General features: G+C 68.7%; 17 protein-coding genes. 15 read left to right on the top strand and 2 right to left on the bottom strand.

All coding sequences use genetic code 11. The annotated features are described in order from the left end of the window. The first annotated feature begins 189 nt into the window (after nt 1–189). The 15 genes from tsf (at nt 190) to rnhB (ending at nt 16,947) form a co-directional block, all read left to right on the top strand. Nucleotides 190–1,068 (top strand): translation elongation factor Ts, encoded by an 879-nt coding sequence (gene tsf / locus AAD027_RS05865; protein WP_341725081.1) that lies wholly within the window; start codon nt 190–192, stop codon nt 1,066–1,068. A 242-nt stretch (nt 1,069–1,310) separates the two neighbouring features. Then, nucleotides 1,311–2,804, top strand: a complete 1,494-nt coding sequence (locus tag AAD027_RS05860; protein ID WP_341725080.1) for an HDOD domain-containing protein — start codon at nt 1,311–1,313, stop codon at nt 2,802–2,804. Nucleotides 2,805–3,089: 285 nt separating this feature from the next. Then, nucleotides 3,090–3,815, top strand: a complete 726-nt coding sequence (gene pyrH, locus AAD027_RS05855) for a UMP kinase (RefSeq protein ID WP_341725079.1) — start codon at nt 3,090–3,092, stop codon at nt 3,813–3,815. Nucleotides 3,816–4,065: 250 nt separating this feature from the next. Continuing rightward, the gene (locus tag AAD027_RS05850) at nt 4,066–4,983 is read left to right on the top strand and encodes a cation diffusion facilitator family transporter (protein ID WP_341725078.1); all 918 of its coding nucleotides are present in this window, start codon (nt 4,066–4,068) and stop codon (nt 4,981–4,983) included. Nucleotides 4,984–5,060: 77 nt separating this feature from the next. Continuing rightward, on the top strand, nt 5,061–5,618 hold the full coding sequence (gene frr, locus AAD027_RS05845) for a ribosome recycling factor (protein WP_341725077.1): 558 nt from the start codon (nt 5,061–5,063) through the stop codon (nt 5,616–5,618). A 127-nt stretch (nt 5,619–5,745) separates the two neighbouring features. After that, on the top strand, nt 5,746–6,486 hold the full coding sequence (gene uppS, locus AAD027_RS05840; protein WP_341725076.1) for a polyprenyl diphosphate synthase: 741 nt from the start codon (nt 5,746–5,748) through the stop codon (nt 6,484–6,486). Beyond that, a complete protein-coding gene (locus AAD027_RS05835) occupies nt 6,483–7,343 on the top strand; it encodes a phosphatidate cytidylyltransferase (protein WP_341725075.1) in 861 nt (286 codons plus the stop codon). The genes uppS and AAD027_RS05835 overlap by 4 nt, the downstream gene beginning before the upstream one ends. Before the next feature lies 1 nt (nt 7,344). After that, complete coding sequence (locus AAD027_RS05830; protein WP_341725074.1) at nt 7,345–8,553, top strand: 1-deoxy-D-xylulose-5-phosphate reductoisomerase; 1,209 nt, start codon at nt 7,345–7,347, stop codon at nt 8,551–8,553. Beyond that, nucleotides 8,546–9,907 carry an RIP metalloprotease RseP gene (gene rseP, locus AAD027_RS05825; RefSeq protein ID WP_341725073.1) on the top strand — a complete coding sequence of 454 codons (1,362 nt, stop codon included), beginning with the start codon at nt 8,546–8,548 and terminating at the stop codon, nt 9,905–9,907. Before AAD027_RS05830 ends, rseP begins: the two co-directional genes overlap by 8 nt. A 137-nt stretch (nt 9,908–10,044) precedes the next feature. Then, the gene (bamA, locus tag AAD027_RS05820; protein WP_341725072.1) at nt 10,045–12,528 is read left to right on the top strand and encodes an outer membrane protein assembly factor BamA; all 2,484 of its coding nucleotides are present in this window, start codon (nt 10,045–10,047) and stop codon (nt 12,526–12,528) included. 118 nt (nt 12,529–12,646) lie between these two features. Beyond that, entirely contained in the window at nt 12,647–13,669 is a 1,023-nt protein-coding gene (lpxD, locus tag AAD027_RS05815; RefSeq protein ID WP_341725071.1) for a UDP-3-O-(3-hydroxymyristoyl)glucosamine N-acyltransferase, read from the top strand. Continuing rightward, nucleotides 13,666–14,121, top strand: coding sequence for a 3-hydroxyacyl-ACP dehydratase FabZ (gene fabZ / locus AAD027_RS05810; protein ID WP_341725070.1), 456 nt, complete (start codon nt 13,666–13,668; stop codon nt 14,119–14,121). Before lpxD ends, fabZ begins: the two co-directional genes overlap by 4 nt. Before the next feature lies 1 nt (nt 14,122). Continuing rightward, a complete protein-coding gene (gene lpxA, locus AAD027_RS05805) occupies nt 14,123–14,911 on the top strand; it encodes an acyl-ACP--UDP-N-acetylglucosamine O-acyltransferase (RefSeq protein WP_341725069.1) in 789 nt (262 codons plus the stop codon). Beyond that, on the top strand, nt 14,908–16,188 hold the full coding sequence (gene lpxB, locus AAD027_RS05800) for a lipid-A-disaccharide synthase (protein ID WP_425605401.1): 1,281 nt from the start codon (nt 14,908–14,910) through the stop codon (nt 16,186–16,188). The genes lpxA and lpxB overlap by 4 nt, the downstream gene beginning before the upstream one ends. A gap of 153 nt (nt 16,189–16,341) precedes the next feature. Further along, nucleotides 16,342–16,947: a ribonuclease HII gene (rnhB, locus tag AAD027_RS05795; protein WP_341725068.1), complete on the top strand. Its 606-nt coding sequence runs from the start codon at nt 16,342–16,344 to the stop codon at nt 16,945–16,947. Nucleotides 16,948–16,956: 9 nt separating this feature from the next. On the opposite strand, the gene AAD027_RS05790 is transcribed toward rnhB, so the two are convergent. Both AAD027_RS05790 and AAD027_RS05785 read right to left on the bottom strand, forming a co-directional pair. Next, nucleotides 16,957–17,418 carry a hypothetical protein gene (locus AAD027_RS05790; RefSeq protein ID WP_341725067.1) on the bottom strand — a complete coding sequence of 154 codons (462 nt, stop codon included), beginning with the start codon at nt 17,416–17,418 and terminating at the stop codon, nt 16,957–16,959. Nucleotides 17,419–17,496: 78 nt separating this feature from the next. Continuing rightward, the gene (locus AAD027_RS05785; protein ID WP_341725066.1) at nt 17,497–19,659 is read right to left on the bottom strand and encodes a tetratricopeptide repeat protein; all 2,163 of its coding nucleotides are present in this window, start codon (nt 19,657–19,659) and stop codon (nt 17,497–17,499) included. Between the last annotated feature and the right edge of the window lie 8 nt (nt 19,660–19,667).

Below are 19,667 nucleotides of genomic sequence, written 5' to 3'. Positions count from 1 at the left end.
AAGGCCGCCGCCAAGAAGACCGAAGACGACGCACCGGCCGCCGAGTAACCGGCGTGCAATGCCGCCGCGCCATGCTGCGCGGCGGCTTCCCGATCCCGTAGGAGCGCCCCATGGGCGCGACGGATGCCACGAAGCATCGCGCCCATGGGGCGCTCCTACACTAAGTTTTGTCAATTTCGAGGTATCCCGATGGAAATCACCGCTTCCCTGGTCAAGGAACTGCGCGAGCGCACCGGCGCCGGCATGATGGAATGCAAGAAGGCGCTCGTCGAAAACAGCGCCGACATCGACGCGGCGGCCGAATGGCTGCGCAAGTCGGGCCTGGCCAAGGCCGACAAGAAGGCCGACCGCGTGGCCGCCGAAGGCCGCATCGCGGTGGCCCAGGACGGCGGCAAGGCCGTGCTGGTGGAAATCAATTCCGAGACCGACTTCGTCGCCAAGGACGCCAACTTTCTCGCCTTCGCCGACGCCGTCGCCCAGGCCGCGCTGGCCTCCGGCGCCGCCGACGTGGAAGCGCTTAAGGGCGCCAAGCTGGCTTCCGGCGAAACCGTCGAGGAAGCCCGTGCCGCCGCCATCGCCAAGCTCGGCGAGAACATCCTGATCCGTCGCCTGGTCCGCGTGGACAGCGCCAACAATGTCGCGGCCTACGTGCACGGCGGCAAGATCGGCGTGCTGGTGGAAGTGAAGGGCGGCGACAGCGAGCTCGCCCGTGGCCTGGCCATGCACGTGGCCGCGATGAACCCGCCGCACATCAGGGCGTCCGACGTCCCGGCCGAATTCGTGGCCAAGGAAAAGGAAATCGAACTGGCCAAGATGTCCGACAAGGACAAGAACAAGCCGGCCGACATCCTGGAGAAGATCATCAGCGGCAAGATCGCCAAGATCGTCAACGAGGTCACCCTGTACGGCCAGCCGTACGTGCTGGACACCAACCAGACGGTGGAAGCCGTGCTGAAGGCCTCCGGCGCCGACGTGGTCGGCATGCAGCGCCTGGCCGTGGGCGAAGGCATCGAGAAGGTGGTGGAAGACTACGCCGCCGAAGTGATGAAGCAGGCCGGCCTGGCATAAGCGCCGGCTCCGCCTTGTTTGCGCACCGGAAAGCCGCGGGAGACCGCGGCTTTCCGCTTTCCGGACTCCGCCCGGCGATGCCCGCCAAGGCCGGCGGGCCGCACGCGGCGATCCGCGGCGAACAGGCCGGCGCCAGCTCAAGTTCGCGGGGATTTTGCCGACATTGTCCTTAAACGCGACATCCGTCGCAGCATTGCTGGCATGCTGAATGCCGCCACTCCCTGCATGGTCCCGCATACGCGATGCACCCCGAACTAGAGGCCCATCTGTCGCACTGCCGCAACCTGCCCAGTCCACCTGGCGTGGCATTGCGGATCATCGAGCTGGCGCAGAATCCCGACGTGGTGATGTCCACCGCGGCGGATACCATCGGGCTGGACCCGGCCCTCAGCGCGCGCATGCTGCGCATCGCCAATTCCCCGCTGTACGCCAGCCGCCGGCGCGTGGAGAACCTCAGCCAGGCGCTGACCCTGCTGGGATTGAACGCCACCCTGACCCTGGCGCTGGGCTTCTCCCTGTCGCAAGGCACCCGCTCCGGCCAGCAGCCTGCCGCGCAGGAACGCATCTGGCGCCGCAGCGTGATCGCCGCGCTGGCCAGCCGCCTGCTCGGGCAGTACACCGGCCAGCGCAAGCTGGAAGAACTGATGCTGGCCGGCCTGCTGCAGGACATCGGCATGCTGGCGTTGCTGCAGCTCTATCCGGACGACTATGCGGCGCTGACCGAACTCGCTTCGGACAATACCTCGCTGGTGCTGGCCGAGCGCGCCTGGCTGGGCTGCGACCACGCCGCCGCGGGCAACTGGATGGCGCGCCAGTGGAACCTGCCCGTCCTGCTGCAGGAGGCCATCGGCGAGAGCGAGTCGTCGGCCTCCACCACCCCGTTCAATGCCTGCGTGGCGGTGTCCGGCTACGTCGCCGACATCTGGCTGACGCATCAGCCCGAGTCCACGCAGCTCGCCCACGGCGTGGCCGCCGAGCAGGCCGCCACGCGGCTGGGGATGGACTATGCCGACTTCCTGGCCCTGACCGAACAGATGGTGAAGACGCTGCCCGAGGTCTGCGCCATGTTCGACGTGCCGGCCAGTTCCCCCGCCCGCATTGAAGCGCTGCTGGAACAGGCCCGCGAACTGCTGGTGGTGCGCAACCTGCGCGAGATCCAGGATGCCGCGCGCGCGCGCAAGGACGCCGACGAATCCGAGAGCCGCGCGCGCCGGCTGGCCGAGGAAGTCCGCCGCGACCCGCTGACCGGCGTGTACAACCGCGGCCAGCTCGAAACCGTGCTGGAGAGGGAGTTCGACACCGCCACCCGCCACGGCTGGCCGCTGTCGATCGCCTTCATCGACCTGGACGACTTCAAGCAGGTCAACGACCGCTGGGGCCACCTGGTCGGCGACGAAGTGCTGCGCAACTTCGCCAAGACGCTGGTCAAGCACGTGCGCGGCAGCGACATCGTGGCGCGCTATGGCGGCGAGGAATTCCTGGTGGTGCTGCCGGGGATCGCCGAAGACGCCGCGGCCCATGTGGTCCGGCGCATCCTGTCCGAAGTCTCGCAGGTGGCGATGGCCCAGGTGGACGGCGTGCCGCTGCACATCACCTTCTCCGCCGGACTGGCCACGCAGGGGGCGCTGGACCAGTTCCAGGACGTGGACAGCCTGTTGCGAGCGGCGGACGACGCGCTGTACGGGGCCAAGCGCGATGGCCGCAATCGCGTGGCCGTGGGCGCCATCAGCGGTTGAACCCGCTCCGGCCCATCGGGCCGGATGCGGTACAGACAGCGGAAAACGCCTTCCGGTACGCCGAACACGCGTCTGCCATCTGCCGAGTGGCCGGTTGCGGCTGGCGGAGACGACTGATTAGATCGTACCCGAAGCCGGCCAGGGTTTCGTGGCGCCGGCCGGCTTCAGCGTCACGCGGAAAGTGCCGGAAACGGCCCTCAAGTCCCATGCGATCCGCAAGCCCGGCGACGACAGGGGCCCGCTCGGCTAGAATCGCATCGTTTGCCCTCCACACCGAGACTTCCCATGCCCGCACCGCTCGCCTATCGCCGCATCCTGCTCAAACTGTCCGGCGAGGCGCTGATGGGGGCCGAGGACTACGGCATCGATCCGGTGGTGATCGGCCGCATCGCACGCGAGATCATCGAAGCCCGCGAGGCGGGGGCGGAAGTGGGCCTGGTCATCGGTGGCGGCAACATCTTCCGCGGCGCCGGCCTGGCCGCCGGCGGCATGGACCGGGTGACCGGCGACCAGATGGGTATGCTGGCCACGGTGATCAACGCGCTGGCCATGCAGGACGCGCTGGAGAAGCTGGGCGCCAAGTGCCGGGTGATGAGCGCGATCAAGATCAACGACGTGTGCGAGGACTACATCCGCCGCCGCGCCATCCGCCATCTCGAAAAGGGCCGCATCGCGATCTTCGCCGCCGGCACCGGCAATCCCTTCTTCACCACCGACTCCGGCGCCGCGCTGCGCGCCATCGAGATCGGCGCGGACCTGCTGCTGAAGGCCACCAAGGTGGACGGCGTCTACGACAAGGACCCCAGCAAGCACGCCGACGCCCAGCGCTACGACCAACTGACCTACGACGAAGTGCTCGCCCGCGACTTGCAGGTGATGGACACCGCCGCCTTCGCCCTGTGCCGCGACAGCGACGTGCCGCTGCGCATCTACGACCTGTCCGTGCCCGGCAACCTGATGCGCATCCTGCGCGGCGAGCATGTGGGCACGCTGGTGAAGGGACGGGGTTGAGGCGGGCCGCCGGCCGCCTGTAGGAGGGGCTTCAGCCCCGACCACAACGTTCGAAAAGCCATTCGCTGCATACACAAGAAGTCGGAATCGGAAGCGGTATGGACGAAGCATCTCCGATCCATAGCGATCCGCTTTGACGGTTCATTGCTTGCGCCTAGGCGACCGGGGTCGGGGCTGAAGCCCCTCCTACAAGGCCTGTATCTCTTGCTGTAATAGTGTCCGCCCTTCTCCACCGGCAACGATGACGTCCATGGGACACGATCACGGCGCGCACCCCCATCACCACGGCTCGTCCACGCGCGCGTTCGCGCTGGTCACCCTGATCAATCTGGCCTATACGGCGCTGGAAGCCGGTTACGGCTTCTACACCAACTCGCTGGCGCTGCTGTCCGACGCCCTGCACAACCTGGGCGACGTGCTGGGCCTGGCGCTGGCCTGGGCGGCGGCCTCGCTGGCCCGGCGGCCGCCCAGCGGCCGCCATACCTACGGCTGGCGGCGGGCGACCCTGCTGTCGCCGCTGGCCAACGCGATCCTGCTGATGGTGTTCTCCGGTGCGCTGGGCTGGGAAGCCGTGCGTCGCTTCGGCGCCCCGCCCGCGATCCCGGCCACCCCGGTCATCGTGGTCGCCACGCTGGGCATCCTGGTCAACCTGGGCGCGGCCTGGCTGGTGAAGGACGGCCATGCCCACGACCTGAACAAGCGTGGCGCCTTCCTGCACCTGGTGGCCGACGCCGCGGTATCGCTGGCGGCGGTGGTCGCCGGCGTGGGCATCGCGCTGTTCGGCTGGGCCTGGCTGGACCCGGCCACCGCCCTGCTGATCGGCATCGTGATCGCCATCGGCACCTACGGCCTGCTGCGGGACAGCTTCAACGCGGCGATGGACGCGGTGCCGCCGGACATCGACCAGGCGGCCGTGGCGGCGTTCCTGGCCGGGCAGCCGGGCGTTTCGGCCGTGCACCACCTGCATATCTGGCCGCTGGGCGCGGGCGAGATCGCCCTGACCGCGCACCTGGTGCGCCCGGAAGAACAGGACCACGACGCCTTCATCGACGCCACGATCCGGGCGCTGGAGCAGCGTTTCGGCATCAACCACGCCACCCTGCAGATCGAGCGCGGCGGCCCCTGCCAGCACGATCTGCACGATGCCGCGCCGCATCATTCGCATTGAACGCCGGCCGGACGGTCGGCAATGGCGGCGAATCGCCCTATAATCGGCCGTTTACTGGCTTTGCAATGGAATCGGCGATGCTCAACGACATCAAGAAAGACGCGCAGGCGCGCATGGCCAAGAGCATCGAGGCGCTGCGCCACACGCTGGTCAAGGTACGCACCGGCCGCGCTTCCACCGCCCTGGTCGAACATCTGAGGGTCAACTACTACGGCTCGGACGTACCGCTGTCGCAGGTCGCCACGGTGGCCATTTCCGACGCGCGCTCGCTGACCATCACCCCGTGGGAGAAGCAGATCGTCGGCGCGGTGGAAAAGGCCATCCTGGCCTCGGACCTGGGCCTGACCCCGAACACCGCCGGCACCACCATCCGCCTCAACCTGCCCGCCCTGACCGAGGAGCGCCGCAAGGAACTGTCCAAGGTCGTGCACGCCGAAGGCGAGGACGCCAAGGTCGCCATCCGCAACATCCGCCGCGACGCCAACCAGCAGGTCAAGGACCTGCTGAAGGACAAGCAGATCACCGAGGACGAGGAACGCCGGACCGAGGAAGAGATCCAGAAGCTCACCGACAAGTCCATCAAGGACGTCGATGACGTGGTCAAGGCCAAGGAACAGGAACTGATGGCGGTATGAGGGAGCGGGATTCGAGATTCGGGACCCGGGATTCGGCGACGCCGTCTCCCGAAACCATGCCGTGCCGATCCCGGCAGGCGCACCCGTTTTTGCGAATCCCCCATCCCGAATTCCCGCTCCCGGCCCCATGACCGTCCCCCGCCACCTGGCCGTCATCATGGACGGCAACGGGCGCTGGGCCGAGCGCCGTCGGCGTCCGCGCGCCATCGGCCATCGCGCCGGCGCGCGCGCGGTCAACGTGTGCATCGACTTCTGCCTTGAGCGCGGCATCGACGCGCTGACGCTGTTCGCGTTCTCCAGCGAGAACTGGGGCCGGCCGGAAGAAGAGGTCGGCGCGTTGATGAAGCTGTTCCTCGGCGCGCTGGACCGCGAAGTGGACGAACTGCACCGCCGCGGCGTGCGCGTGCGCTTCATCGGCGAACGCGAGCGCTTCGCGGCCGACATCCATCAGCGCATGCAGGCCGCCGAAGCGTTGACCGCCGGCAACACCCGGCTGCACCTGAACATCGCCGCCAGCTACGGCGGCCGCCAGGACATCGCGCAGGCCGCGCGCGCGCTGGCCGCCGATGCGCTGGCCGGGCGACTGCGGGTCGAAGACATCGACGAGTCCGCGCTGGACGCGCGCATCTCGCTGGCCGACCTGCCCGCCCCCGATCTCTTCATCCGTACCGGCGGCGACCACCGCATCAGCAATTTCCTGCTGTGGCAGTTGGCCTACACCGAACTCTGGTTCACCGACGTGCTGTGGCCGGACCTGGATGCCGACCTGCTGCAGCGCGCGCTGGACGACTACGCGCGGCGCGAGCGCCGCTTCGGCCTGACCAGCGCCCAGGTGGCCGGCGGCGCCACGGAGAATCTTCCCGCATGAGCACTCCCAGCGCGACCCGGGTCCGCGTCATCGCCGCGCTGGTGATGGCGCCGTTCGCCATCGGCGCCATCCTGCTGTTGCCCACCTCATGGCTGGCCATGCTGGCCGCGCTGGTCTTCCTGGTGGGGCTGTGGGAGTGGTTCAAGCTGGCCGAGATCGACGACACGCTGCCGCGCACGGTGCTGCTGACCGCCAACCTGCTGCTGATGGTGCTGCTGGTGTGGGCCTCGCGGGGTTCGCCCGACCTGGTGCCGCTGCGGCTGGTCTCGCTGCTGGGCGTGGTGTGGTGGCTGCTGGCGCTGCTGTGGCTGCTCCGCTTCAGTTTCGCGTCCAACCATGAAACCTGGGCCCGCGTGTTCAAGCTGGCCGCGGGCACGCTGGCGGTCGTGCCGGCGTGGTGCGCGCTCGGCCTGATCCATGCCAGCCAGCCGAACGGACATGTGTGGCTGTTGATCGCGCTGGCCATCGTGTGGGCGGCCGACAGCGGCGCCTATTTCGCCGGCCGCCACTTCGGCGGCCGCTGGTTCGGCGGCCGCAAGCTGGCCCCGCGCATCAGCCCCAACAAGACCCTCGAGGGCCTGCTGGGCGGACTGGCCGGCGGCGTGCTGGTGGCCCTTGTGGGCGCATCGATCGTCGGCGCCGGCCTGGCGCAGCTGCCGGCCGTCTTCGCGGTGGCGGTGGCGACGGTGCTGTTCTCGGTGGTCGGCGACCTGTTCGAGAGCTTGCTGAAGCGGCATGTGGGCGCCAAGGATTCCGGCGATCTGATCCCGGGCCACGGCGGCGTGCTGGATCGCCTGGACGGCGTGCTGGCCGCGCTGCCGGTATTCGCGCTGGGCAAGGAACTGTTCGGGTTCTGACATGCCAGCGCAGTCGCTCCACAAGGTGGCCGTCCTGGGTGCCACCGGTTCGATCGGCGCTTCGGCGCTGGATGTCGTCGCGCGCCATCCCGACCGCTATCGGGCCACGGTGCTGGCCTCCGGCCGCAACGTCGATGCCCTGCTGGCGCTCTGCGCCGTCCATCGCCCGGACCATGCCGTCGTCGCCGACACCGGCCTGTACGCAAGGCTGCGCGACGGGCTGAAGGAAGCCGGCCTGCCCACGCACGCCCATGCCGGTGACGGCGCACTGGACCAACTGGTCGCCAGCGGAGCCTGCGACATCGTGGTGGCGGCGATCGTCGGAGCGGCCGGGCTGTCTTCCACCCTGTCGGCCGCGCGCGCCGGCAAGCGCCTGCTGCTGGCCAACAAGGAATCGCTGGTGCTGGCGGGCGAGCTGCTGACGGCCGCCGCCGATGTGGCCGGGGCCGAGATCATCCCGATCGACAGCGAACACAACGCGATCTTCCAGTGCCTGCGTTCACGCCGGGCTCAGGCGGAGGTGCGGCGGATCGTGCTGACCGCCTCGGGCGGGCCGTTCCGCGGCCGCACGCGCGCCGAACTGGCCCGGGTCACCCGCGAACAGGCCGTGGCGCACCCCAAGTGGTCGATGGGCCCCAAGATCTCGGTCGACTCGGCCACGCTGATGAACAAGGGCCTGGAACTGATCGAGGCCCACCACCTGTTCGGCGTCCCGCGCGAACGGCTCGGTGTGCTGGTGCACCCGCAGAGCCTGGTGCATTCGCTGGTGGAATTCGTCGATGGCTCCACCCTGGCGCAGCTGGGCCTGCCGGACATGCGCACCTCGCTGGCGGTGGGCCTGGGCTGGCCCGAACGGATCGACTCCGGCGTGGCCGGGCTGGACCTGCTGGCCCATCCGAAACTGGAATTCGAGGCGCCGGACCTGGAGGCCTTCCCCTGCCTGCGGCTGGCCATCCAGGCCATGCAGGCCGGCGGCACCGCCCCGGCGATGCTGAACGCGGCCAACGAAGTGGCGGTTTCAGCCTTTCTTCAGGGCAAAATCGGTTTCCTATCCATTCCCGCGCTGGTCGAAAGCACCCTGGCCGCGCTGCCCGCGACGTCTGCCGACTCACTGGAGGCCTTGCTGGCCGCCGATGCGCAGGCCCGCCGTGTCACCGAACGCAACCTTGCAGGCCACGTCCCCGCCATGAGCATCCACCACCATGAGTGACCTGTTGGGCTCGATCTGGTGGATGATCGTGGCGCTGGGCGTGCTGGTCACCTTCCATGAATTCGGCCACTACTGGGTCGCCCGCCGCTGCGGGGTGAAGGTGCTGCGCTTCTCGGTGGGCTTCGGCAAGCCGCTGTGGTCGCGCCGCGACCGCCATGGCACCGAGTTCGCGGTCGCCGCGATCCCGCTGGGCGGTTACGTCAAGATGCTGGACGAGGCCGAGGGCAACGTGCCCGCCTCGCAGCTCGGCCAGGCCTTCAACCGCAAGCCCGTCCTGCAGCGCATCGCGGTGGTGGCCGCCGGCCCGATCGCCAACCTGGTGCTGTGCGTGGCCCTGCTGTGGGCCATGTTCGTGCTGGGCAAGCAGGATTTCTCCGCCACGCTGGGCAACGTGAAGGGCATCGCCGCCGAGGCGGGCTTCCAGCGCGGCGACCGCCTGCTGCGGATCGGCGACCGCGACATCGCCACCTGGACCGAGGCGACGATGGCGCTGACCAAGTCCGCCATCGACGCCGCCGACGTGCCGGTGCGGGTGGAAACCGCCGAGGGCCGCATCCAGTCGCGCACGCTGCCGCTGTCGCGCCTGCCGGTCGGCTTCGACCAGGAGAACGCCACCACGCTTGCCGGCTTGGCGTGGCGCCACTGGCAGACGCCGGCGGTGATCGGCGAAGTCAGCCCCGGCGGACCCGCCGACGGCAGGCTGAAGACCGGCGACCTGGTCACCGCCGTCGATGGCCAGCCGGTCAGCGACTTCAGCCAGATCTCCCCGCTGGTGCAGGCGCTGGGCGAGCGCGGCGGCAACGCCATGGTCGAAGTGGACCGCGCCGGCGAACGGCTGGCGCTGGAACTGGCCCCACGCCGCATGCGCGACCCGCAGACCGGTACCGAGTACTGGGGGCTGGGGCTGGCCTCGCCCAAGACCCGCGAACTGCCGCCCTACGACGCCATCCAGCAGTTCGGCCTGCTGGCCGCGGTCCCGGCCGCGTTCCGCGAGACCGGCAAGCTGGCCACCGACGCGCTGGGCATGATGCGCCGCATGCTGACCGGCGACGCGTCCCTGAAGAACATTTCCGGTCCCATCACCATTGCGCGCACCGCCAATGTGACAGCCAAGCGCGGGGCGGACTGGTTCCTGTATTTCCTCGCCCTGCTGTCCCTGAGCCTGGCGATCATCAACCTGCTGCCCATCCCCGTCTTGGACGGCGGGCACCTGCTGTATTACCTTATCGAGTTGGTCAAAGGCAGCCCGCTGAGCGAACGCGCCATGGTCACCGGGCAATACGTCGGCCTGGCCTTGCTGGCCGGCCTGATGGGCCTGGCGTTCTACAACGACATCCTCCGTCTGGTGACTTGATGCCCTTGAACTTTTTTGCGCCGGCCCGCTCCAAAACGGCTTGCTCCCCACCGGCAGGCCCCACGCCAACAAGCTCCACGCCAGCCTTTCCCCGGCAAACCCCTGCCTTGCAGGAACGACCCCAATCGGATGTGATGATGACGCGACCGCCTTCCCGCCGCCTGCTCGCCCTCGCCCTGGCCTCGGCCATCGCCATGCCGGCCCTGGCACAGACGACGGAACCGGCGCCCGCCGCCCCGGCGGCCGCACTGCGCGGCAACCAGGCCTTCACCGCCACCGATATCCGCATCGACGGCCTGCAGCGCATTTCCGCCGGCACGGTGCTGACCTACCTGCCGATCGAGCGTGGCGACACGGTCACCCAGAGCGGCGTGGTGGAGTCGATCCGTGCGCTCTACAAGACCGGCTTCTTCGAGGACGTCCGCCTGGACCGCCAGGGCGACATCCTGGTGGTGACCGTCACCGAACGCCCCGCCATCAACAAGTTGACGCTGACCGGCAACAAGGACATCAAGACCGACGACCTGCTGAAGGGCCTGAAGGACATCGGCCTGGCCGAAGGCGAAACCTTCGATCGCCTCAGCCTGGACCGGGTGACCCAGGAACTGGTCCGCCAGTACAACAACCGCGGCAAGTACAACGTGGAGATCACGCCCACGGTCAGCCAGCTGGACCGCAACCGCGTGGACGTGACCATCGCGGTGAAGGAAGGCAAGGCCGCCAAGATCCGCCACGTCAATGTCGTGGGCGCCGAGAAATTCCCCACCGAGGACCTGCTGGACAGCTGGGAATCCAAGGAAACCAGCTGGCTGTCGTGGTACCGCCGCGACGACCAGTATTCCAAGGAAAAGCTGTCCGGCGACATCGAGCGCCTGAACTCCTACTACCTTGACCGCGGCTACGTGGACTTCAGCATCGACTCCACCCAGGTGTCGATCAGCCCCGACAAGCGCGACATGTTCATCACCGCCGGCATCACCGAGGGCGAGCGGTACACGATCTCCGACGTCAAGGTCACCGGCGACACCGTGCTGCCGAAGGAAGAGATCGAGAAGCTGGTCATCGTGAGGAAGGACCAGACCTTCTCGCGCGTGCTGCTGGAACTGACCTCGGATTCGATCACCGCCACGCTGGGCAACATCGGCCATGCCTTCGCGCAGGTGAACCCCATCCCGACCATCGACCGCGAGAACCGCACCGTCGCCATCAACCTGCAGGTGGTGCCCGGCCCGCGCGTCAACGTGCGCCGCATCGTCTTCAAGGGCAATACCCGCACTTCGGACGAGGTCCTGCGCCGCGAGATGCGCCAGTTCGAAGGCAGCTGGTTCTCGCAGGTCGCCGTCGACCGTTCGCGCGTGCGCCTGCGCCGCCTGGGCTACTTCGAGACGGTCGAAGTGGAAACGCCCGCCGTGCCCGGCACCAACGACCAGGTCGACGTGGTGTTCAACGTCAAGGAAACCACGTCGGGCAGCTTCGTGTTCGGCCTGGGCTACTCGCAGCTGTCCGGCCTGACCACCTCGATCCAGCTGTCGCAGAACAACTTCCTGGGCGGCGGCAACCGCGTGTCGGTGGAGGCGCAGCGCAGCGATTACCTGCAGCGGTACTCGTTCTCCTTCATGAACCCGTTCTTCACCGACGAGGGCATGTCGCTGGGCTACAACCTGTGGTGGCGCGAGTTCGATTATTCGGACTTCAACACCGCCCAGTACTCCACCACCAGCGCCGCCGCGCAGGGCGTGCTGGGCCTGCCGATCACCGAGAACGATACCGTCTCGCTGCTGTTCGGCATCGACAGCAACGAGATCCTGACCTTCGGCGGCTCCACCCCGCGATCGATCATCGACTACATCGATGCGGTCGGCCAGCGCACCTTCCATGCCTGGCGCACCGAACTGGGCTGGGCGCGCGATACCCGCAACGACTACTTCATGCCCACCGGCGGCACCTACCAGCGCATCTGGACCGAGATCGCGCTGCCGGGCTCCACGGTCGAGTACTACAAGCTCAACTACGAGTTCTCCAAGTACTGGTCGCTCAGCCCGTCCTTCGTGCTCAACACCCGCGCGGAACTGGGTTATGGCGATAGCTATGGCTCGGACAAGGTGCGCTACATCTGCCTCGCCAATGGCTCCGATCCGCAGATTCCGGGGCAGCCGCCCTCCAGCGGCAACGCGGGCAGTGACTCCTCCTGCGCCGACGGTGGCACCCTTCACCGCACGCTGGTGGCCAACGGCCTGCCGTTCTTCGAGAACTTCTACGCGGGTGGCGTGCGCTCGGTCCGTGGTTTCCGCGACAACACGCTGGGCCCGCGCTCGGAGGTCATCGCTGGTTTCCGCGGACAGCCGCTGGGCGGCTCGCTGAAGACCACCGGCTCGGTGGAACTGGTCTTCCCGAAACTGTTCGACTCCAACGCAGCGCGCGTCTCCGCGTTCTTCGACTTCGGCAACGTGTTCGATGGCGTGGACAACTTCGAGACCAGCGAACTGCGCGCATCGACGGGCGTCGCGCTGCTGTGGCGTGCGCCGGTGGGCCCGATCTCGATCAGCTACGCCTTCCCGCTGCGCAAGCAGGACGGCGACGAACTGGAACGCCTGCAATTCACCTTCGGCGGCGCGTTCTGATAGATACGGGCGCAAACGTTTCCATGCCGACGGGGGCCTTCCATGGGCCCCCGTATGTTTTTGGGGCGTCCGTGCGAAGCGGCATCCCCATGGCCGCAGGCGCTAAACTAGGCGCATCATGACCGTTTCCAGTTTCTCCGCCGCCGAACTCGCCGAACGCTTCGGGCTTGCCCTGCGCGGCGATGGCGACCTGCGCATCGAGGGCGTCGCCACGCTGGCGCGCGCCGGAGTCGGCCAGCTCGCCTTCCTCGCCAACTCCCGTTACCGCGCGCAGCTGGCGGACAGCCAGGCGAGCCTGGTGGTGCTGCGCGCCGACGACGCCGAAGCGGCGCCCGGCGCCGTGCTGATCGCCAAGGACCCCTACACCGCCTTCGCCAAGATGGCGGCGCTGTTCGACAACAAGCCGGTGCGCGAACCCGGCGTGCACCCCAGTGCGGTGATCGACCCCAGCGCGCGTATCGCCCCGAGCGCCCACATCGGTCCTTTCGTCGCCATCGGCGCGCACAGCACGGTAGGCGATGGCTGCATCGTCGGACCGGGCTGCGTGATCGGCGACCACTGCGAAGTAGGCGACGGCAGCGAACTGATCGCGCGCGTCACCCTGGTCACCCGCGCGCGGCTGGGCAAGCGCGTACTGGTGCATCCCGGCGCGGTGATCGGTGCGGACGGCTTCGGCCTGGCGATGGACAGCGGCCACTGGATCAAGGTGCCGCAGCTGGGCGGCGTGGTGATCGGCGACGACTGCGAGATCGGCGCCAACACCACCATCGACCGCGGCGCGCTGGACGACACCGTGCTGGAAGAGGACGTGCGCCTGGACAACCAGATCCAGATCGGCCACAACGTGCGGATCGGCGCGCATACCGCGATGGCCGGTTGCAGCGCGGCGGCCGGCAGCGCGCGCATCGGCCGTTACTGCCTGATAGGCGGCGCGGCCGGCGTGCTCGGCCACCTGGAAATCTGCGACCGCGTCGTCGTCACCGCCATGTCGCTGGTGACCAGTTCGATCACCGAGCCGGGCGAATACTCCTCCGGCACGCCGCTCACCGACAACCGTACCTGGCGCAAGAACGCCGCCCGCTTCAAGCAACTGGACGTACTGGCCCGCCGCGTGCTGGCGGCCGACAAGGAAACCCGATGAACCAAGACGTGCAACTCCCCATCGACGCCACCACCATCCGCAAGCTGCTGCCGCATCGCTATCCGTTCCTGCTGGTGGATCGCGTGGTCGAGTTGGAACACAACAAGCGGGTGCTGGCCTACAAGAACGTCACCCAGAACGAGCCCTTCTTCACCGGCCATTTCCCCGAACGTCCGATCATGCCGGGCGTGCTGATCATCGAGGCGCTGGCGCAGGCCGGCGGCCTGCTGACCCAGCTCTCGCACGAGGGCGACACCGCCGGCCGCATGTTCTACATGGTGAAGGTCGAGAACGCGCGCTTCACGAAGATGGTGGCGCCGGGCGACCGCCTGGACCTGGAGGTCACCCTGAAGCGCCTGATCCGCAACATGGCCTTCTACTCCGGCGTGGCGTCGGTGAACGGCGAGCAGGTCGCCTGCGCCGACGTGCTGTGCGCCGAGGACACCCGCTGAGATGAGCGCCCCCACCGTCATCCATCCCAGTGCGGTCGTCGATCCCGGCGCGCGGCTGGGCGAAGGCGTGCGCGTGGGTGCGTTCGCCTACATCGGTCCCGAAGTGGAGATCGGCAACGGCACGATCATCGGCCCCCACTGCACGGTCACCGGCCCCACCCGCATCGGCCGCGACAACCATTTCATCGGCCACGCCGCGATCGGCGGCGACCCGCAGGACAAGAAGTTCAAGGGCGAGCGCGTGGAACTGGTGATCGGCGACCGCAACCAGGTGCGCGAGTTCGTCACCCTCAACCGCGGCACCGGCACCGGCGGCGGCATCACCCGCATCGGCAGCGACAACATGCTGCTGGCGTACACGCACGTGGCGCACGACTGCCACATCGGCAACCACTGCGTGTTCTCCAACAATTCGACGCTGGCCGGGCACGTGACCGTGGAAGACTGGGTGATCACCAGCGGCTTCTCCGGCGCGCACCAGTTCTGCCGCATCGGCGCGCATGCCTTCATCGGCATGGGCGTGCTGCTGAGCGGCGACGTGCCGCCGTTCACCATGATGGCGGGCGAGCCCTCCGGCCGCCCGCGCGGCATCAACAGCGAAGGCCTGAAGCGCCGCGGCTTCGATGCCGAACGCATCAGCGCCATCAAGCGCGCCTACCGCACGCTGTACGTCGCCGGCCTGCCGCTGGCCGAGGCCAAGCAGCAACTGGCCGAGCAGGCGCAGGCCAGCGACGACGTGAAGGCGCTGCTGCACTTCATCGAAAGCGGCGAACGGCCGTTGCAGCGGTGAATCCGGGGAATCGGGAATCGGGAATCGGGAATGGGCAAGGCGATGCATCGCGGCCGACGATCTTCGCTTCATCCATTCCCCATTCCCCGCTCCCCATTCCCGGCGCACGCGCCTTGCACGTGGCCCTCGTCGCCGGCGAAGCCTCCGGCGACGGCCTGGGCGCGGGCCTGATCGCGAAACTGCGCGAGCGCTTCCCCGATGCGCGGTTCGCCGGCATCGGCGGCGATGCGATGCGCGCCGCCGATTGCGAGACGTGGTTCGACGCCGGCGAACTGGCGGTGATGGGACTGGCCGAAGTGCTGCGCCACCTGCCCCGCCTGCTGCGTCTGCGCACATCCTTCCGTCGACGCGTGCTGGACTGGAAACCGGATGTCTTCATCGGCATCGACGCCCCGGACTTCAACCTGGGCGTGGAGCGCTGGCTGAAACAGCGCGGCGTGCGCACCGTGCACTACGTCAGTCCGTCCGTATGGGCCTGGCGCGAGAAGCGCGCGGAGAAGATCGGCCAGAGCGCCGACCGCGTGCTCTGCCTGTTCCCGATGGAGCCACCCATCTACGCGCGCCATGCCGTCGATGCGCGCTTCGTCGGGCATCCGATGGCCGATGCGATCCCCCTGCATCCGGATCGCGGCGCCGCGCGCGCGGTCTTGGGACTTCGCGCGGACGCTCCGGTCCTGGCCGTGCTGCCGGGCAGCCGGCTGGGCGAGATCCATCGCCTGGCGCCGGTGTTCCTGGAAGCCGCGCGCAAGGTGGCGGCTGAAATCCCCGAACTGCAGGTGGTGGTTCCCGCCGCCAATGCCGCATGCCGGCAGGCGCTGGAAAACCTGCTGTCCGACACACACTCCCCTCATTCCGGCTTCCGGCTCATCGACGGGCAAGCCCGCGAAGCGATGATCGCCAGCGACGCGGTGCTGCTGGCTTCCGGCACCGCCACACTGGAAGCGATGCTGTGCAAGCGCCCGATGGTGGTGGGCTACCGCATCGCGCCGCTGACCTACACGCTGGTGAAGGGGCTGGGCATGCTGAAGGTGGAACGTTACGCGCTGCCCAATGTGCTGGCCGGCGAGGACCTGGCGCCGGAACTGATGCAGGACGACTGCACGCCGGAGAAGCTGGCCGCTGCCGTGCTGCGCTGGTTCCGCCATCCCGACGCCGTCGCCGCGCTGCGGCCCGCCTACCTGCGCCTGCACGAGCAACTGCGACAGGATGCCTCCGCGCGCGCGGCCGATGCGGTGGCGGAGCTGGTCGCCGAACCGACCCCTGTAGGAGCGACGTAAGTCGCGACCGCACGGCATGAACGTCCTCGGCATCACACCGCCCCCGATGATCGATATCCGCATCCGCCGTGTGCATATACGGCGGACAGGCTATTCCGCGTGGCCCGGATCGATCCGGTCGCGACTTACGTCGCTCCTACAAGGAGGCACGGAATGACCACCGGCTCGCTGTTTCCCATGGCCGAGTTCCGCCTGATCGCCGGCGTGGACGAAGCCGGGCGCGGGCCGCTGGCCGGTCCGGTATCGGTGGCGGCGGTGATCCTGGACCCGCAGCGCCCCATCGCCGGACTGGACGACTCCAAGAAGCTCAGCGAAGCCAGGCGCGAGGCGCTGTTCCCGCTGATCGTGGAGCGCGCATTGGCGTGGCGCGTCGAATTCGTCGGGCCGGAGGAAATCGACCGGCTCAACATCCTGCAGGCCACGCTGGAAGGCATGCGCCGTGCGATCGCCGCGCTGCAACCCGCACCGGAACTGGCCCGCATCGACGGCAACCGCGCACCGAAGGGATTGCGCTGTTCTTCGGAAACGCTGGTGGGCGGCGACCGCCTGGACCCGGCGATCATGGCCGCGTCGATCCTGGCCAAGGTGTCGCGCGACCGCGCCATGGTCGCGCTGCATGCGGAATTCCCGGCCTACGGCTTCGCCGTGCACAAGGGCTATCCCACGCCCGCGCACCTGGCGGCCCTCGCGCAACACGGACCCTGCCCGCAGCACCGGCGCAGTTTCGCGCCGGTGCGTGCCTGCCTGGAACCCCGCTGAGCGCACGCGTCAGCGTGGGCGGATGATGATGGCCGGGTCCAGCCGCTTGCCGTTGGCGATGACGTCGTACTTCAATCGCGTTTCCAGGGCCACGTCCCGCGCCTCGATCTTCACCTTCTGCCGCCCGCCCTGCGGCGAGGACGGGAAGTTGCGCTGCTCGCGCCCGCTGGCGCCGAGCCGTGCCGTGCCGGGCGAACCATCGCGGAAATCCAGGTCGAACGCGGCCGTCACCGACGCCGGCGTGCGCCAGACGATTTCGGTGCCGGAAAGCACCCGGCAAACCTGCGGGTTGACCGCTGGCATGCCGTTGGCGGCATAGGTGATCTCGATATAGACATTGCCCTCGACGGCGGTGCCGCAGAGCGCGCCGTCCGCATCGGGCGAGGCGACGGGAGGCAATGGGACGGGCTTGACCTCGGGCGTACAGCCGGCAAGCGCCAATGAACCCGCCGTCGACAACACAAGCGACATGAGACGCATAACATTCTCCTCAGGCTGACCCGCACGCGCGGGATGGGTCTTGCGGGATTCCCCCTGGATGAGTCGTGGTCATCGCGTGGCCACCAATGGCTGCAATGCCGGCGCGGTGGCGATGCGCTGTTCCGGGATGCCTTCGCGCCGCGCGCGCGCGATGCGCTGTTGCGCCGCCGCCCTATCGCCAAGGCGCGCCAGCGACTGCGCGCCCCACAGCGCCACCTCGCCCGCCTGCGTGCCCGCGGCCTCGGCCCTGGCCAACCACTCGCGCGCCGCCTGCGCCTGGCCCAGGTTGGCGTGGTACCAGGACAGCACGGCCAACGCGTAGGCATCGTCGGATTTCACCGCCACGAAACCCTCGGCCTGGCGCGCCGCACGCGCATAGGCCTCGTGCGCCATGGCTTCGTTGCCCGGCAGCATGGCCAGCGCATCGCCCAGGTTGCCCCAGGTCAGGTAGTCGTCCGGCTGCAGGGCGGCGGCGCGGCGGTACATGTCGGCCGCGTTCTCGTAATCGCCCTGCTCGAACTTGATCGTGCCCAGGTTGCTCAACGCGGCGTAATTGGGCTCGATCGACAGCGAGAGCGAGAACGCGCGCCCCGCCTGCGTCGCATCGCCCTTGGCCAGATACAGGCCGCCCAGGCTGCTCCACAGCCGGCTGTCGCGCGGTTGCAGGGTCGTGGCGGTCGAATACGCCTGGATCGCCTTGTCCAGGTCGCCCCGCAGATAGTGGTGGTAGCCCAGTTGGCTGTAGATCAGGGCGTCGCCGGGCCGCAGCGCGGCGGCCTGCTGGAACAGGCGCAGCGCCGTCTCGTTCTTCCCCAGCGCCGCGTGCGTGCGCGCCATGCCGATGGAGGCATCGGCACGCAGCGAAGGATCCTCCATCGCTTGCTCGTACAACCGCAATGCGCGCTCGTGCTCGCCGCTGACGCGGGCGATCTCGGCCATGGCCAGGTTCACCTCGCGCAGCGTGGGGTCCATCTGCGACGCGAGGCGGCAGGCGGCCTGCGCGCGCGCGAACGCGACGGCTTCGCGCGCGCTCTCCAAGCGGTTGATCTCGGCGCGGCAGATGCCGGCCTGCGCGCGCGCGAACCCCTTGTCCGCCTGCAGCGCCGCGCGGAAATGGCGGATCGCGCGATCCAGGCTGTCCTCGCCGCTGGGACGCTGCAGCTCGGCCAGGCCACGCAGGTAACTGTCGTAGGCGCCCATGTCGGCGGTGGTGGCGAAACGTGTTTCCAACGCCTGCGGTTGCCCGGGCAGGTGTCCAAGCAGGGCCTCGACCACTTCGCGGGCGATGTCGCTCTGCAATGCGAAGACATCGGCGGCCTCGCGGTCGTAGGTGTCGCTCCACAAGGTGAAGCCGCTGCGGGTATCGGCCAGGCGCGCGTTGATGCGCACGCGCGGGCCATCGCGGCGCACGCTGGCGTCCAGCACCGCGGCCACGCCCAGGCGCGCGCCCTGCGCCCGCATGTCCTCGGGCTTGTCGCCCTGCCTGGCGCCAGCGCCGTGCGCGGCGACCTTCAGCCCCGGCACGCCGGCCAGCGCGTCGTGCATTTCCACCGCCAGTCCCTCGGCGAAGTAGCGATCGTCCGGATCGTCGCTCAGGCTGATGAACGGCAATACCGCGATCGAGGCTTCCGTCGCCATGCCCGCGCGCGGGTCGCGCCATGGCCCCCATCCCCACACGGCCAGCGCGACGACCAGCAGCAGCGCGGATCCGGCCCATGCCCATCGGTGCGGGAGACGCGCACCTGGCGGCATGCGAGCGTCGTCGTCTCGCGGATGGAATGGCACGGCCGGCTCGACCTTCGCACCAGAAGCTTCGGCCGTCGCTGGATCAGCGCCGGCATCCGGCGCCAAGGCGGGCGCCGCCGCATCCTCGCGGGTGGTCCGCAGCACGCCGATGAACCGGTAGCCCAATGCATGCTGGGTCTGGATGTAGCGCGGGCGCTGGGAGTCGTCGTCCAGCGCGCTGCGCAGTTGGGCGATGGCGCGGGTCAGCACGCCTGGGGTGACGTGGCGGTGCCCCCACACGTCATCCAGCAGTTCGTCCCGGCCCAGCAGCTCACCCGGACGCCGCAACAGTGCCAGCAACACGGCGAACGCCTTCGGCTCGAGCGGCTGCGGCCGGCCATCGCGCAGCAGCGTGTGCGCGGCCTCGTCCACCACCACGTCGTCGAAGCAGTAACGCCCGTTCTCCGCGCCGTTGCCGGGGGCGTGGCCGTCGATCGCCGGCTTCATCGCCACTT

The sequence above is a fragment of the Pseudoxanthomonas putridarboris genome (genome assembly GCF_038321125.1).
Taxonomy (GTDB): domain Bacteria; phylum Pseudomonadota; class Gammaproteobacteria; order Xanthomonadales; family Xanthomonadaceae; genus Pseudoxanthomonas_A; species Pseudoxanthomonas_A putridarboris.
The sequence above is the reverse complement of the archived record's forward strand: the minus strand, read 5'-3'. Positions and strand labels throughout refer to the sequence as shown.